At 67.5% G+C, this 15,020-nt stretch carries 11 protein-coding genes; all 11 read left to right on the forward strand.

Annotated elements, in window-relative coordinates:
* Positions 1-174: 174 nt before the first annotated feature.
* The 11 genes from BLR51_RS10075 to BLR51_RS10125 all read left to right on the forward strand — a co-directional run bounded on the left by BLR51_RS10075 (position 175) and on the right by BLR51_RS10125 (position 14,997).
* Positions 175-1,848: a class I adenylate-forming enzyme family protein gene (locus tag BLR51_RS10075; RefSeq protein ID WP_207543607.1), complete on the forward strand. Its 1,674-nt coding sequence runs from the start codon at positions 175-177 to the stop codon at positions 1,846-1,848.
* Positions 1,848-2,258: a PaaI family thioesterase gene (locus BLR51_RS10080; protein WP_089846469.1), complete on the forward strand. Its 411-nt coding sequence runs from the start codon at positions 1,848-1,850 to the stop codon at positions 2,256-2,258. The genes BLR51_RS10075 and BLR51_RS10080 overlap by 1 nt, the downstream gene beginning before the upstream one ends.
* Positions 2,255-3,256, forward strand: coding sequence for an NADPH:quinone oxidoreductase family protein (locus BLR51_RS10085; RefSeq protein ID WP_089846471.1), 1,002 nt, complete (start codon positions 2,255-2,257; stop codon positions 3,254-3,256). Before BLR51_RS10080 ends, BLR51_RS10085 begins: the two co-directional genes overlap by 4 nt.
* Positions 3,253-4,650 carry an FAD-dependent tricarballylate dehydrogenase TcuA gene (tcuA, locus tag BLR51_RS10090; protein ID WP_089846475.1) on the forward strand — a complete coding sequence of 466 codons (1,398 nt, stop codon included), beginning with the start codon at positions 3,253-3,255 and terminating at the stop codon, positions 4,648-4,650. Before BLR51_RS10085 ends, tcuA begins: the two co-directional genes overlap by 4 nt.
* Entirely contained in the window at positions 4,640-5,752 is a 1,113-nt protein-coding gene (gene tcuB, locus BLR51_RS10095; protein WP_089846478.1) for a tricarballylate utilization 4Fe-4S protein TcuB, read from the forward strand. The genes tcuA and tcuB overlap by 11 nt, the downstream gene beginning before the upstream one ends.
* 415 nt (positions 5,753-6,167) lie before the next feature.
* The gene (locus BLR51_RS10100) at positions 6,168-8,354 is read left to right on the forward strand and encodes an FAD-dependent oxidoreductase (RefSeq protein WP_089846480.1); all 2,187 of its coding nucleotides are present in this window, start codon (positions 6,168-6,170) and stop codon (positions 8,352-8,354) included.
* 25 nt (positions 8,355-8,379) lie between these two features.
* The gene (locus BLR51_RS10105) at positions 8,380-9,849 is read left to right on the forward strand and encodes an aldehyde dehydrogenase family protein (protein WP_089846482.1); all 1,470 of its coding nucleotides are present in this window, start codon (positions 8,380-8,382) and stop codon (positions 9,847-9,849) included.
* A 154-nt stretch (positions 9,850-10,003) separates the two neighbouring features.
* Positions 10,004-10,360, forward strand: a complete 357-nt coding sequence (locus tag BLR51_RS10110; RefSeq protein ID WP_089846485.1) for a cupin domain-containing protein — start codon at positions 10,004-10,006, stop codon at positions 10,358-10,360.
* A gap of 219 nt (positions 10,361-10,579) precedes the next feature.
* Positions 10,580-12,268, forward strand: a complete 1,689-nt coding sequence (locus tag BLR51_RS10115) for an ABC transporter ATP-binding protein (RefSeq protein ID WP_242656703.1) — start codon at positions 10,580-10,582, stop codon at positions 12,266-12,268.
* A gap of 39 nt (positions 12,269-12,307) precedes the next feature.
* Positions 12,308-13,966, forward strand: a complete 1,659-nt coding sequence (locus BLR51_RS10120) for a peptide ABC transporter substrate-binding protein (protein WP_089846598.1) — start codon at positions 12,308-12,310, stop codon at positions 13,964-13,966.
* A gap of 80 nt (positions 13,967-14,046) precedes the next feature.
* On the forward strand, positions 14,047-14,997 hold the full coding sequence (locus BLR51_RS10125) for an ABC transporter permease (RefSeq protein ID WP_089846486.1): 951 nt from the start codon (positions 14,047-14,049) through the stop codon (positions 14,995-14,997).
* Positions 14,998-15,020 lie beyond the last annotated feature (23 nt).

Here is a 15,020-nt window from a genome sequence, read left to right on the forward strand (position 1 = left end):
TCAATTTTGGTTCGTGACCCCTCGATTATTTTATTATTGAAACCCAGAAAAGAGTATAATACCAAAAATGGAACGCCTGACCGCCATTCGCGCGGCGCCGGGCCCATGAAAAAGACGTTGCATGGCCCGTGGCGGCCCCAGAGCCGCCCGACAGCCATGGTTAGAGAGGAACTGATGACCCGGGCTTCCCAGAATATGCTCACGCGGCTGACCCCCGAGATGGTCGCCACCTATACCGAGGCCGGGTTCTGGTCGGAGGACACCATCTACGACTGCGCCAAGGCTTCCGCCACCCGGACGCCGGACCGCATCGCGATCCGCGACGCGGGGCTGGCGCTGGCTTATGGCGATCTGGTGGCGCTGGCCGATGGCTTTGCCGCGCGGCTTGCAGAGGCGGGCCTGCGTCCGGGCGACCGCGTTGCCGCGTGGATGTCGAGCCGCTGCGAACTTGCGGTCCTGCTTCTGGCCTGCGCGCGCCAAGGCTATGTGCTCTGCCCTTCGCTGCACCGCAATCATACGGTGGCCGAGATCACCGGGCTGGTCGAGCGGATGCGTGCCAAGGCGCTGGTCGTGGAGACGGGCTTTGGCGCCGATGCCGAGCGCGAGGACGTGACGCAGACCGCCGCCGCCGTCACCGACCTGAAACTGACCGTGGTGCTGGACGCGCCGCAGCCCCGCAGCGTTGCCGATCTGGCCAAGGCGCTTGGCTCTGCCGCAGGCGATCCGGTCAAAAGCCACGGCTGCGACATCGTCTATCTTGCCTTCACCTCCGGCACGACGGGCGAGCCCAAGGGCGTCATGCATTCGTCCAACACGCTGCTGGCCAATGCCCGCGCCATCGCGGCGGACTGGAACATCGGACCCGAGACGGTGACCTACACGATGGGACCGCTGAGCCATAACCTTGGCTTCGGGGCGCTGATCCTGACGCTGCTGGCGGGGGGCGAACTGGTGGTGCATGACATGCCGCGCGGCGCCAGCCTGCTGACCCGTCTGGAAGATCTGGGCGCGACCTTTCTCTTTGGCGTGCCCGCCCATGCCATGGATCTGCTGCAGGAACTCGACAAGGCCGCCGAGGCCGGGCAGAGCCCGCTTGCCGGGCTGCAGGGCTTCCGCATTTCCGGCGCCGCCGCGCCCTCATGGGTGGTCGAACGGCTGTCGGCGCATGGCATCAAGGCACAAAGCGGCTATGGCATGACCGAAGCCTGTTCGCATCACTACACCCTGCCCAATGACCCGGCAGAGCGCATCACCGGCACGAGCGGGCGCGCCTGCCCGGGCTACGAGATCAGGATCTTCGACCCCGCCGATCCCGACCGTCCGCTTGGCGTGGGCGAGGTCGGCCATATCGGTGGCCGGGGCGCAAGCCTGATGATGGGGTATTTCGACGATCAGGCCGCGACCGAAAAGGCCTTCAACCGCGATGGCTGGTTCATGACCGGCGATCTGGGGCGGATGGATGCCGAAGGCTACCTGACCCTTACCGGGCGCCTCAAGGAAATCATCATCCGGGGCGGGCACAACATCCACCCGGCGCGGATCGAGGCGCTGGCCATGCGGCATCCGGAGGTGGCGCGCGCCGCCGCCGTGGGGGTGAAGGACGAGCGTCTTGGCGAAAAGGTCTGTCTTGTGGTGATGCCGCGCAGCAGCACGCCCATCGACCCGCAGAGCCTGCTGCATCATCTCGACGAGATGGGCCTGTCCAAATATGACATGCCGGAGTATTTTCTGGAGGTGGACGAAATTCCGCTCTCCGCCTCGGGCAAGATGCTCAAGCGGGCGCTGCTGCCCCATATCGAGGCGGGCAGGCTCACGCCGCAGCCCATCCGGTTCAAGACCCCCGCCTGATGCCCGATTATCTGGCCCGGCTCCAAGAGGAAATGCGCCGCCCGCCACTGCATCGCTGGCTGGGGCCGGAGGCGGTGCGCGCCGATGGCTCCGAGGTGGAGGTGCGTCTGCCGTTCCGCCCGGAATTTGCCGGAGGGGTTGAGCCGGTTTTTGTGCATGGCGGCATCATCGCCACGCTCTGCGACCTGACCGGCCATGCCGCGGCGGCATGTGCCGTGGGCCGGTCGGTGCCCACGGTCACGCTGGGCGTGGATTATCTGCGGCCCGCGCCGGGGGTCGACCTGCGCGCCGTGGGCAGTCTGCGCAGGCTGGGCCGGTCGCTGGCCCGGGTCGATGTCGAGATCTTTGCCGCCGACAAGCTTGTCGCCTTGTCCCGCACCACCTTCGCCATTCCCGAGGAGAGACCATGAAAGCTGTCGTGATCGAAGAATTCGGACCGCCCTCCAAGGCAAGCCTTCAGGATCTGCCCATGCCCGAACCGGGTCCGGGGCAGCTTCTGATCGAGGTCGAGGCGGCGCCGGTCAATTTTGTCGACAGCCTCGTCTTTGGCGGCAGCTATCAGTTCCTGCCGCAGCGTCCGTTCACCCCGGGCAAGGGTCCGGCGGGGAAGATCCTTGCGCTTGGCGCCGGGGTCGAGGGGTTCAAGACCGGTCAGCGCGTGCTTGGCATGGCCGAGCATGGCGGCTACGCGCAGGCGGCTCTGGTGCCTGCGGCGGATTCCTATGTGCTGCCCGACAGTGTCAGCAGCGAAGACGCGGGCGTGCTGTCGCTGGCGTTTGACACGGCATGGACGGCGCTCTTCGAACAGGGCCGCATGCAGCCCGGCGAGACCGTGCTGGTGCTGGGCGCCACCGGCGCCGTGGGCAATGCGGCGATGCAGCTGGCCAAGATCAAGGGCGGCAGGGTGCTGGCCGCCGTGTCCTCGCCCGACCGCGCCGAAGAGGTGATGCGCTACGGCGCCGATGGCATCATTGATCTGTCGCAGGAAAACCTGCGCGACAGCCTGCGCGCGCAGGTCCATGCCCAGACCGGGGGCAAGGGCGCGGATGTGGTGATCGACCCGCTGGGGGGCGACATCTTTGATGCCGCCCTGCGGGCGGTCGCGTGGCGGGGGCGCGTCGTGGTGGTGGGCTTTGCCGCCGGACGGATCCCGACGATCAAGGCCAATTACCTGATGCTCAAGAACATCGAGGTCAGCGGTCTTCAGGTCAGCGATTACCGCAAGCGCCGCCCCGACATTCTGGATGCCGCCTTCCGCGAGATCCTCACGCTGGCCGCCGAGGGGCGCATCCTGCCCGGCCCGCGCAAGACCTATCCGCTTGAAGACTTCGCCACCGCGCTGGACGATCTGCTGGAGCGCCGCGCGCGGGGCCGGGTGCTGCTGCTTCCGAACGGGAGCGCGGCATGAGCCTGAGCGAAAGAACCCCCGAGGTGCTGGTGGCGGGCGGCGGCAATGCGGCGCTCTGCGCCGCCATCGCCGCCCGTCGCGCCGGGCGCCGGGTGCTGGTGGTCGAAGCCGCGCCGAAATTCTATCGCGGCGGCAACACCCGCCACACCCGCAACATGCGCTGCGCCCATGACAGCGCCACCGGCACCCTGACCGGACCCTATCCCGAAGAGGAATTCTTCGACGATCTGCTGCGGGTCACCAGCGGCAATACCGACGAGGCGCTGGCCCGCCACATGATCCGCGAGTCGAAATCGATGCTCGACTGGATTCAGGAACAGGGCGTGCGGTTCCAGCCTTCGCTGGGCGGCACGCTCAGCCTCGGGCGGACCAACTCCTTCTTCCTTGGCGGGGGCCGGTCCATGCTCAACGCGCTCTACCGCACCGCCGAAGCTCTGGGGGTAGAGGTGGTGTATGACGCCGAGATCGTGGCGCTCGACATCGCAGACGGCACGTTCCGGGCTGCCACGGTGCGGCATGACGGGCAGGAGCATCGCATCGCGGCGCCCGCCTTTGTCGCCGCCTGCGGCGGGTTTCAGGCCGATCTCGACTGGCTCAAGGAGGGCTGGGGCGAACGCGCCGGGAATTTCCTGATCCGCGGCACGCCCTATAACCGCGGCACGGTCACGCGGATGCTGATCGCGGCGGGGATGCAGCAGATCGGCGATCCGACGCAGTGCCATGCCGTCGCCATCGATGCGCGCGCGCCGCAATACGACGGCGGCATCATCACCCGGCTCGACTGCGTGGTGTTTGGCATCGTGCTCAACAAGGAATGCCGCCGCTTCTACGACGAGGGCGAGGACATCTGGCCCAAGCGTTACGCCATCTGGGGGCGGCTTGTCGCGGACCAGACCGACCAGACCGCCTATATCGTCTTCGATGCGCCCAACCTGACCCGCTTCATGCCCTCGCTGTTCCCGCCGGTGATGGCGGACACGCTGCGCGAGCTGGCGGGCAAGCTTGACCTTGATCCCGAGGCGTTCGAGGCGACGATCACGGAGTTCAACCGGCATGTCGTGGGGGGCAGGCCCTTCACCCATGCCGAACCCGACGGCAACCGGACCGAAGGGCTGCAGATCGAAAAGACCAACTGGGCGCAGCGGATCGAAACCGCGCCCTTCTACGCCTATCCGGTCAAGCCCGGCATCACCTTCACCTATCTTGGCGTCCGCGTGGACGAGCAGGCGCGCATCCTGTGCGCCGATGGCACGCCCAGTTCCAACATGTTCGCCGCAGGCGAGATCATGGCGGGCAATGTTCTGGGCCAAGGCTACGCAGCCGGGATCGGCATGACAATTGGCAGCGTCTTCGGACGCCTCGCGGGGCAGGGGGCCGCGCAGCATGGAACATAGGACAGACGCGCTCGCCGAGGCCGAGCGCCTGATGACGGTCTGCAATTCGTGCCGCTACTGCGAGGGGCTTTGCGCGGTCTTCCCGGCCATGGAAGAGCGGCGTTCCTTCGCGGATGCGGATCTCGAATATCTCGCCAATCTCTGCCACAATTGCGGCGCGTGTTATCACGACTGCCAGTTCTCGCCGCCGCATGAATTCAACGTCAATGTTCCGCTGGTTCTGGCGCAGGTGCGCAATGACAGCTACGGCCACCACGCCTGGCCCCGCGCGCTGCAGCCGATGTTCCGCCGCAACGGGTTCAAGATCGCCGTGGCGACAGCGCTGACCGTGACGCTGTTCCTGCTGGGGATGTTCGCGATCAACGGCCCCGATCTGGTGTTTTCGGCCCATCTGTCGCCGGAAAACTTCTACGCCCTGATGCCGCATAACGTCATGGTGGCCCTGTTCGGCACGGCCTTCCTGTTCATGTGTGTCGCCATCGTCATGAGCGCGCGAAGCTTCTGGATCGCGACCGAAGGCCGGGATCCGGACTACCCCACCGGCCCCATCGACATCGCGGGGGCGGGCCACGATGCGGCCACGCTGCGTTATCTGGGCGGCGGCGGCGAGGGCTGCATGAACGCGGACGAGGCGCCGGATGACGACCGCAAACTCTGGCACCACCTGACCTTTTACGGCTTCCTGCTGTGTTTCGCGGCGACCTCGGTCGCGACGCTCTATCACTACCTGCTGGGACGCGAGGCGCCCTATCCGTGGTGGGATCTGCCGGTGGTGCTGGGCACGCTCGGGGGGCTGGGGCTGGTGGCGGGGCCGGTCGGCCTGCTGCGGGCCAAGCTGCGCAGGCTTCCCGACCTGACCGACCGGACGCGGCATGACATGGATTTCGCCTTTATTTCCATGCTCTTCGCCACGGGCCTGACCGGGCTTCTGCTTGTCGCACTGCGCCAGACCCCGGCAATGGGTGTGCTGCTTGCCCTGCATCTTGGCGTCGTGATGGCCCTGTTCCTGACCATGCCCTACAGCAAGTTCGTGCATGGCGTTTACCGCGCCATGGCGCTGGTCCGGCACCGGCGCGAACAGCGCCGCCACACCGCGGGCTGAGCAGGCGTGCGCCCTCGGCCGGGGCGCACCATGCCAAGAGGGACTCAGCCTGTCCTGCATCGATGGTGCGTCCTGCCCGTAAGCAGCAAGCCCTCCGCCGCGGTTTCGGCTGCGGTCGCTTCCGTGGGCCTTTCACAACCAGATGTCCTGCCTTCCGAGTCCGGACCGCCGGCAGCTGGAGCTTCCCGGCTTTGACACGACTTCGCTTGCACATCCGAGCATCCGAGGAGCGGTCTGCGCATTCGGTCGAAAATAGCCCGACTTTGGCGGCATTGAACAAGGCTGTACCACAATCTGCTGTAAGCTGCCGCGTCGCGCGCAGGCTGCGCTGCCGAGCGTCTTGTTTTCGGCAGGATGCGATGGCGGGGCTGGCGTAGTCTGGTCTTTGACCAGACGAGGACGGGAGAGGCGGATCATGCGCGAAAGCGGGGCGACCGGCGGCAGGGCCCGGCCTGACGCGGCGGAGGTCGGGCAGCTGACAGAGATCTGGCGCTATCCGGTCAGTTCGCTGGCGGGCGAACGGCTGGCCTCGGCAAGTCTGACCTCTGAGGGCGTCGAGGGTGACCGGGCCTGCGGTATCTTCGCGCGGGACAATGGCGCGAATATCTATCCGGCCCGGGATGCCCGCTGGAATGCGGCGCCGCTGGCTTCGGCGCGTCTGGTCGACGGACGCCTTGAGATCAAGGCGGGGGGCGGGGCGTGGATGGCCGCGCCCGCGGCTGCGGAGCGGCTGACCAAGGTCTTCGGCCATGGGGTCGAGCTGCGCGCCTATGGGGACGCAGATCAGCCGCGCTACGGGCGGGCTCCGCTGCATCTGCTGAGCCAGCAGGCGCTGGACAGCCTGCGCCGGCATCTGCCCGGCAGCGCGATCGACGCGCGCCGCTTCCGGCCCAATCTTCTGGTCGATCTGCCGCATCTTGCCGGGGATATTCCGGAATACGCGCTGCTGGGGCGGGAGTTCACCTTGGGCGGGATGCGGCTGCGCGGCACGGTGCCCTGCGGGCGCTGCGGCTTCACGACGCTGCCAGCGGGCGAGCTTCCGCAGGATCCGGACATCCTGCGCGCCCTTGTCCGCCAGTATGACCGCAATTTCGGCATCTATTGCGAGGTGCTTGAGGAAGGCGTGATCGAGCTGGGGGCGACGCTGCGGCTTGCGGCGATGCCCAAGCGGGTCGTGATCGTCGGCGGCGGGCAGGCGGGCGCCACCTCCGCCCGGGCGCTGCGGCGGCTTGGCCATGCTGGTCCGATCCGGATCCTCGCCGAAGAACGCCATCTGCCCTATGAACGGCCGCCGCTCTCCAAAGCCGGAGCACCGGCGGCAGTGATCCTTGGCGCGGAGGAGGCGGCGCGGTCGGAGATCACCGTGGATCTCGGCACTCCCGCCGCTGCGCTGGATCTGCAGGCACGACAGCTTGAGACGGCGGAGGGCGAGGTCATCCCCTATGACACGCTCATTCTGGCGACCGGCGGGCGCGCGCGGCGGCTGCCCGGCCTGAACCGGGGCCATGGCCGGGTGCACGCGCTGCGCCTGCGCGAGGATGCGGAACGCCTTTGGCAGGTGCTGCAGCCGGGGGTGCGGCTTTTCATCCTCGGGGGGGGCTGGATCGGGATGGAACTGGCCGCGGCGGCGCGGAGGGCCGAGGCCGAGGTTGACCTGTTCCTCAGGGGCGACAGGCTTGCCCCGCGGGTGCTGCCCGGCATCGTCGCTGATGCGCTTGCGGAACTGCACCGCGCGAACGGCGTCCGGCTGCATTTTGGCGCGGGCCCGGCCTTTGAGGAACACGCGGACCGCATCGCCTGCCGCAGCGGCGGGCAGGATCTGAGCGCGGATCACCTGCTGGTCGCGATCGGCATGGTGGCCAATGACGGGATTGCCCGCCGGGCGGGGCTGGACTGCGCCGACGGGATCATCACGGACGAAAGCGGCGCCACGCGCGATCCTGCGGTCTTCGCCATCGGCGACGTGGCGCGTCCGCCGGCGGGCCGGATCGAATCCTGGCAGAATGCCGAGCGGCAGGCCGAGGCCGTCGCCCGCCATATCCTTGGGCTAAGCCCGTCCCCATCGGAGCCGCCGCGCTTCTGGTCCGAGCAGTTCGGGCGGCGGCTGCAAATCATCGGCCGCCCTTCACCTTCGGCGCCGCTGGTGACCGAGGCCGAGGGGTTCTGGGACTTCGGCCAATTCGCCATCGGCCTTGACCGCCCCGAGCAGATTCACCGCGTCGCCCGGCGGATGAGGGAGGCCCCCCGCGCCAGCACGACAGCCGCCCCGGTCGCGCCGGTGGCGCGGAGGCGGCATCGCCTCTGCGCCTCGCACGAACTGCCCGAGGGGGCGCTGGTGCGGATCGAGCATCCGGGGCACGGGCCGCTTTGTGCCACGCGCCAGAACGGTCGCGTCCATGTGACCGACGACCGCTGCCCCCATGCCGTCGCCGCCCTGTCCGAGGGCTTCGTGGACGGCGGGCGGCTGATCTGCCCGCTGCATTTCGCCGAATTCGACCTGACGGATGGCAGCCCGCATCACGCCCCCGAAGGCTGCGGCGCGCTGCGGATCCACCCGGCAACGGAGCAGGACGGCCAGATCCTCGTCGATCTGCCGTGCTGAACACCAAACAGCAAAGGGGCCAGAAATGACCGAGATCGTAGACATGCTGGCGCGCCGCGGCAGGCTTGAGCAGGCCTTCATCGGCGGCGACTGGGTCACGCCGCAGGGGCAGGCCACATGCGAGGTGGTGAACCCCGCGACCGAGGCCGCGCTCTGCCGCATCCGTCTGGGCACTGCCGCCGATGTCGACCGCGCGGTGACGGCGGCTGCCTCGGCCTTTCCGGGCTGGAGCGACAGCGCCCCCGCCACCCGCGCGGCCTTGCTGGCCCGGATCGAGACGCTGATGGACGCGCAGGCAGAGACGCTGGCCGAGTGCATGAGCCTCGAGATGGGGGCGGCGCGCAGCTATGCGCGGAGTGCTCAGGTGCCGCTTGCCATGGCCCATGTGCGGACCGCGCGCGAGGTTCTGGAGGGGTTCGAGTTCCAGTCGCCGCGCGGGACCACCGCGATCCGGCACGAGCCGATCGGCGTCTGCGCGCTGATTACCCCGTGGAACTGGCCGCTCTACCAGATCACCGCGAAGCTCGCCCCGGCCCTCGCCGCAGGCTGCTGCGTGGTGCTGAAACCGTCCGAGCTGGCGCCGCTCAGCGCGCTGCTGCTGGCCGACCTGATCGCGGAGGCGGGCTGTCCGCCGGGCGTCTTCAATCTGGTGCAGGGCGACGGCCCCGGCGTCGGCGCCGCGCTGGCAGCACATCCCGGCGTGGACATGATCTCGATCACCGGCTCCACGCGGGCCGGGATCGAGGTTGCGCGCGCCGCCGCCCCGACCCTCAAGCGCGTGACGCAGGAGCTGGGCGGCAAGTCGCCCAATCTCCTCCTTCCGGATGCCGATCTTGCGCGCGCGGTGCCACCGGGCGTGGCGGCGGCCATGCGCAATCTGGGGCAGTCCTGCAGCGCGCCCACCCGGATGATCGTGCCGCGCGCCGCGCTGCCGCAGGTCGAGGATCTGGCGCGGGAGGCTGTGGCGCAGATCGTGGTCGGCGATCCCTTCGACCCAAAGGCGACGCATGGCGCCATCGCCAACCGCGCGCAGTTCGACCGCATCCAGACCATGATCGGCGTCGGCATCGACGAGGGCGCGCGCCTTGTCACCGGCGGCCCCGGACGGCCGGACGGGCGGGAGACCGGGTTCTTCGTCCGGCCCACGGTCTTTTCCGACGTCCGCACCGACATGCGCATCGCGCAGGAGGAAATCTTCGGCCCCGTCCTGTGCCTGATCCCCTATGACGATGTGGACGAGGCCGTGCGCATCGCCAATGACACGCGCTTCGGCCTTGGCGCGCATGTGCAGGGCACCGACCCCGCGCAGGCGCGGGCTGTCGCGGGGCGCATCCGTGCGGGGCAGGTGCATCTGAACTATCCCGCATGGGATCCGCACGCGCCCTTTGGCGGCTACAAGCAGTCGGGCAATGGCCGCGAATACGGGCGCGAGGGGATGCTGGAATATCTCGAGGTGAAATCCATCCTCGGCTTTTATGCGCCCGCAGCGTCCTGACCGCAGATTGCGCCGCGTCAGGCCCCCACATCGCCATCATCGGCTGCCTGCCGCGCGGATTCGGCACCGAACGCCTCGGCCAAGGGGCGAGGCTTGAGCCAGAACAACAAGGCCGCAGCCAAATGGCGGCCATCCCCAGCAGGAGCCCCGCAGCATGTCGAACCTGATCGCCATCGATCCGAATCCCAGCTTCGTCCCCAAGGAGTCGCAGGCCGCGCCAGAGCGTCTGATCTCGGGCACGCCCAGCTTCAAGTCCTGGCCGCAGGATGCCTCGCGCGGGGAGAAGGTCCTGACCGGGGTGTGGGAGGCGACGCCGGGCGAGACGCATTCGATCAAGGGCACGATGTTCGAATACTGCCACATCCTGTCGGGCCGGATCGAGATCGAGGAGACGGACGGCGCGACGCAGGCCTTTGGGCCGGGCGACAGCTTCGTGATGAAGCCCGGCTTCGTCGGCGTCTGGCGCACGATCGAGACCGTCCGCAAGATCTATGTGTGCGTCTACGACTGACCGGTCGGTGCGGCAGCATATGCCATGGTCACGTCGCATTACGGTCGATCCTGCCGCAGGATCGGCGGATTCGACAGGATGTCCGCCCCTGGCGGGTCAAGCATGAGAGACGGGCAGCCCCAAGGCGCGGCCCCTTCCTCTTCAGCGGAGTGTCAGCCCAATGAACGAGATCACCCACGCCCAGCCTCGCCCCGCAGGATCCAAGCCGGAGCGGACCGCATGATGACCCGGCCCGTGATCGTCCCCCCTGCCACCCCCGCCCCCGAGACTGGCGCCGAGATCGCGCTGTCCGTGCGCGGCCTGACCATCGCGCTGCCGAAAAGCATGGAGCGCCGCTTCGCCGTGGAGGATGTGTCCTTCGACCTCCGTCGCGGCCAGATCCTCTGCGTGGTGGGCGAATCCGGGTCCGGCAAGTCGGTGACCGCGAACACGCTTCTGGGGCTCTTGCCGCGGGCGATGAAGACCACCGCCGGGTCGATCACGCTGGAGGGGCGCGAGGTCATCGGCATGGGCGCCGAAGATCTGCGCGATCTGCGCGGGCGGGTCGTTTCGATGATCTTTCAGGATCCGCTCTCGGCGCTGAACCCGCTGATGACGGTCGGCGCGCAGGTCGACGAGGCGATGGCCGCCCATGGGATCGGCACCCCCGACACGCGCCGGACCAGCACGATCGCGCTGCTGCAGGAAGTGGGGCTGCCCGACCCCGCGCTGATGTATCATCAGTATCCGTTCCGCCTGTCCGGCGGGCAGCGCCAGCGGGTGATGATCGCGATGGCGCTGGCGCTGGAGCCGACGATTCTGATCGCGGACGAGCCGACCACCGCGCTCGACGTGACCACGCAGGCGCAGATCCTGACGCTGATCCGCGACATCCAGCGCCGCAAGGGCATGAGCGTGATGTTCATCACCCATGATTTCGGCGTTGTCGCCGAGATCGCCGACAGCGTGGTGGTGATGGAAAAGGGCCATGTCGTCGAGGAAGGCCCCGCCGACCGGGTGCTTCGCGCGCCGCGTCACGAATATACGCAGCGGCTGATCGCGGCGGTGCCCCATCTGCGCGGCGACGACCGGCCCAAGCCCGCAGGCGCAGAGGAGCCGCCGGTGCTGGAGGTCAGGAACCTTGTGAAGACCTATGCCAGCGGCAGCGCGCTTCTGCGCACCCGCCGGGTGGTGCCAGCGGTGCAGGACGTCTCGTTCCGGCTGGCGCGCGGCAGCACGCTGGGGATCGTGGGCGAAAGCGGGTCGGGCAAATCCTCGCTCGGGCGGCTGCTGGTCCGGCTGATGGAGGCCGATAGCGGGCAGATCCTGTTCGAGGGCGAGGACATCGCGCCGCTGCCTGAACCCAAGTTCCGCAGCTTCCGGCAGAAGATCCAGATGATCTTTCAGGATCCCTTCGCCTCGCTCAATCCGCGCATGACGGTCGGCACGATCCTGACCGTGGGGCCCATGGCCTATGGGGTGAAGGCCAGCGATGCCCGCGCGCAGGCGCATGAGATGCTGCAGCTCGTGGGACTGGATCGGGGGGCCTTCGGGCGCTATCCGCACGAATTCTCGGGCGGGCAGCGCCAGCGCATCGGCATCGCCCGCGCGCTGATGTTCCGGCCCCGCCTTCTGGTCGCGGACGAGGCGGTCTCGGCGCTCGACGTGTCGATTCAGGCGCAGATCCTCGAACTGCTGGAACGCATCCAGCGCGAGACCGGCGTCTCCATGGTCTTCATCACGCATGACCTGCGCGTGGCCAGCCAGATCTGCGACGAGATCGCGGTCATGCACAAGGGCCGCATCGTCGAACACGGGCCGCCCTCACAGATCTTCATGTCCCCCCGCTCGGATTACACGCGCGAACTGGTGGCCGCCATTCCGGGAGAGGATTTCCAGCGCGGCGCGGCCGCGGTGGCACTGACCTGACAACGACAACAAACGCCTAACAACATGGGAGCCGACAAGATGACCAAGGACCTCAAGACCCAGCTTTCACGGCGCCACGCGCTTGGCATGATGGGGGCAGGCGCCGCCGCGCTGTTCACGCCCAATCTTCTGGGCAGGCCCGCCTTTGCGCAGACGCCGCCCGACAGCCCCACGGGGCGCGTGATCGTCGGCCTGTCGCAGGAGCCCACCGTCTTCAACCCGCTGATGCCCAAGATCGAGGTGGACGACAACGTGCATTTCTCGATCTTCGACGCGCTGTTCCGCATCGACGCGACGGGCGAGATCGTGCCCAACCTCGCGACCGAAGTGCCGACGCTGGAAAACGGCGGCATTTCCGAAGACGGGCTGGAATGGCGTGTCCGCCTGCGCGAGGATGTCAAATGGCACGACGGCGAGCCGTTCACCGCCGAGGACGTGAAATTCACGCTGGAGCTGATCGTCGATCCCGACTTCCGCGCATGGCGCACCAGCGGCCACGATCTGGTGCGCGACATCACGGTTGTCTCCCCGACCGAGATCAGCTGGCGGATGGAAGAGGCCTTCGCGCCCTACCTGTCCTTCCTGACCGAAACCTTCATCGTGCCCGAGCACATCCTTGCCGCAGCCGAGAATCCGAACGAGGCGCCCTTCAACCAGAAGCCCATCGGCACCGGTGCCTTCAAATGGGGCGAGCGGACCGCGGGCGACAACCTGACCCTCGTCGCCAATCCCGACTATCACGGCGACGGGCCCTATATCGAAGAGCTGATCTTCCGCTACATCCCCGACATGACGGTGCTGTTCACGCAGTTCCAGAGCGGATCCATCGATGTGGTGGGCCGGTCTTACATCACGCAGGACAATTACGAGGCGGCCCAAGCCCTGCCGGACCGTCAGGTCGATCTGGTTCCGGCGCCATCGGTCGAGTCGATCTACCTCAACCTCGAGCGGCCGCAGTTTCAGGATCCGGCCGTGCGTCAGGCGCTTTATCACGCGCTCGACCGCGCCTCGATCATCGACGTGCTCTATTACGGCCTGCCCAAAGCGACCGAAACCTTCATGCCGCCGCAGTCCATGTATTATCATGATGGCCTGCCGTCGCAGGAGTTCAATCTGGACCGCGCCCGCGAGATCCTTGACGAGGCGGGCTGGATGCCCGGTTCTGACGGCGTGCGCGAGAAGGACGGCGTGCGGCTGGAATTCACCAACTCGACCACGACCGGCGCGCATCTGCGCGAGCAGACGCAGCAGTTCGTCCAGCAGACCTTCGCCGAGATCGGCGTGCGGATGAACATCGAGAACATGCCCGCCGCCGTGATGTGGGGCGATCACTGGGTTCTGTCGCAGTTCGACACGGTCATGGTGGGCATCACCTACCTGATCGCCGCCGACCCGGACGTCACCAACCGCTTCCACACCGATGCCATTGCGGCGCAGGGCGGAAACGGCTCGAACACCGGCCAGTATTCCAACCCCGAGGTGGATGCGCTGCTCGAAAAAGGCGCCCGCACCTTCGATCCCGAAGAGCGCAAGGCCATCTACCGCGAGGCGCAGGAGATCATCCGCGGCGAGCTGCCGTTCCTGCCGCTGTTCTCCTACACGCAGGTCTATGGCCGCAAGGCGGGGCTGGAGGGGTTCGTGCCCAACACCAACACCCGCAGCGAAACGTGGAACGCCGCCAGCTGGTACTGGAGCTGACGACCGCCGCTGCCCGCGCGTCGCGCGCGGGCAGCCTGCGCTGGCGACGGCGCGCCCGCTAGTCCCGCAAGGAGGGGAACATGGCTGCATTCCTGCTCAGACGCCTGCTGCAAAGCATCGTGCTGCTGGGGATCGTCTCGATCATCGGCTTCACGGTCCTGAACCTGATCCCGGGCGGCCCCTTGGCGCAATACGCGCTTGATCCCGGCATGACCGAGGCCGACCGTCTGCGGATCGCCTCGCAGATGGGCCTCGACCGGCCGCTTTACGTGCAATACCTCGAATGGGCCTCGCGCATGCTGCAGGGGGACTGGGGCACGTCCTATCGCGACGGCAACGCGGTGCTGACCGTGATCGCCCGCCATGTTCCCGCGACACTGCTGCTGATGGGGTCGTCCACGGTCATCGCGGTGGGGGTCGGCACTTGGATCGGCATCCGGGGCGCGACGCATCGCAATTCGGCGCTGGATTACATGTCGACGGTCGGGGCGATGATCGCGCTGTCGATCCCGACCTTCTGGTTCGGCCTGATCGGCATCTACGTCTTCTCGCTGCGGCTTGGCTGGCTGCCCTCGGGCAACATGTACACGATCGGCGACGGCTCGGTGCTGAACATGCTGCACCATCTCATCATGCCTTCGGTCGTGCTGGCGCTGGTCCATATCGCGATCTGGAGCCGCTTCATGCGCTCGGCCACGCTGGACGCGATCAGTCAGGAATTCGTCAAGACGGCGCGGGCCAAGGGCGTGCCCGAACGGCGCGTCGTCATGAAACATGTCGTGGGCAACGCGCTGCTGCCGATGATCAGTCTGGCGGGCGTGCAGGTGCCCTCGCTGCTGACCGGCGCGCTGGTGACCGAAACCGTGTTCAGCTGGCCCGGCATGGGGCGGCTGTTCCTCGATAGCCTGAGCTACAGCGACTATCCGGTGGTGATGGGCCTGCTGATGTTCTCGGCCATCCTGACGATTGTCGCCAACTTCATCGCCGATGTCACCGTGGCATTGGTCGATCCGCGCATCCGCCTTGCCTGATGGCCGGCACCGGGAAACGAAAG

The organism is Salipiger marinus, assembly GCF_900100085.1.
In the GTDB taxonomy this organism is placed as follows: Bacteria; Pseudomonadota; Alphaproteobacteria; order Rhodobacterales; family Rhodobacteraceae; genus Salipiger; species Salipiger marinus.

Bases quoted from the DNA above. Each gene is read 5' to 3' on its own strand.
- BLR51_RS10125 (WP_089846486.1), top strand. From the start codon at position 14,047: ATGGCTGCATTCCTGCTCAGACGCCTGCTGCAAAGCATCGTGCTGCTG.
- BLR51_RS10100 (WP_089846480.1), top strand. From the start codon at position 6,168: ATGCGCGAAAGCGGGGCGACCGGCGGCAGGGCCCGGCCTGACGCGGCG.
- tcuA (WP_089846475.1), top strand. From the start codon at position 3,253: ATGAGCCTGAGCGAAAGAACCCCCGAGGTGCTGGTGGCGGGCGGCGGC.
- BLR51_RS10110 (WP_089846485.1), top strand. From the start codon at position 10,004: ATGTCGAACCTGATCGCCATCGATCCGAATCCCAGCTTCGTCCCCAAG.
- tcuB (WP_089846478.1), top strand. From the start codon at position 4,640: ATGGAACATAGGACAGACGCGCTCGCCGAGGCCGAGCGCCTGATGACG.
- BLR51_RS10075 (WP_207543607.1), top strand. From the start codon at position 175: ATGACCCGGGCTTCCCAGAATATGCTCACGCGGCTGACCCCCGAGATG.
- BLR51_RS10080 (WP_089846469.1), top strand. From the start codon at position 1,848: ATGCCCGATTATCTGGCCCGGCTCCAAGAGGAAATGCGCCGCCCGCCA.
- BLR51_RS10115 (WP_242656703.1), top strand. From the start codon at position 10,580: ATGATGACCCGGCCCGTGATCGTCCCCCCTGCCACCCCCGCCCCCGAG.
- BLR51_RS10085 (WP_089846471.1), top strand. From the start codon at position 2,255: ATGAAAGCTGTCGTGATCGAAGAATTCGGACCGCCCTCCAAGGCAAGC.
- BLR51_RS10105 (WP_089846482.1), top strand. From the start codon at position 8,380: ATGACCGAGATCGTAGACATGCTGGCGCGCCGCGGCAGGCTTGAGCAG.
- BLR51_RS10120 (WP_089846598.1), top strand. From the start codon at position 12,308: ATGACCAAGGACCTCAAGACCCAGCTTTCACGGCGCCACGCGCTTGGC.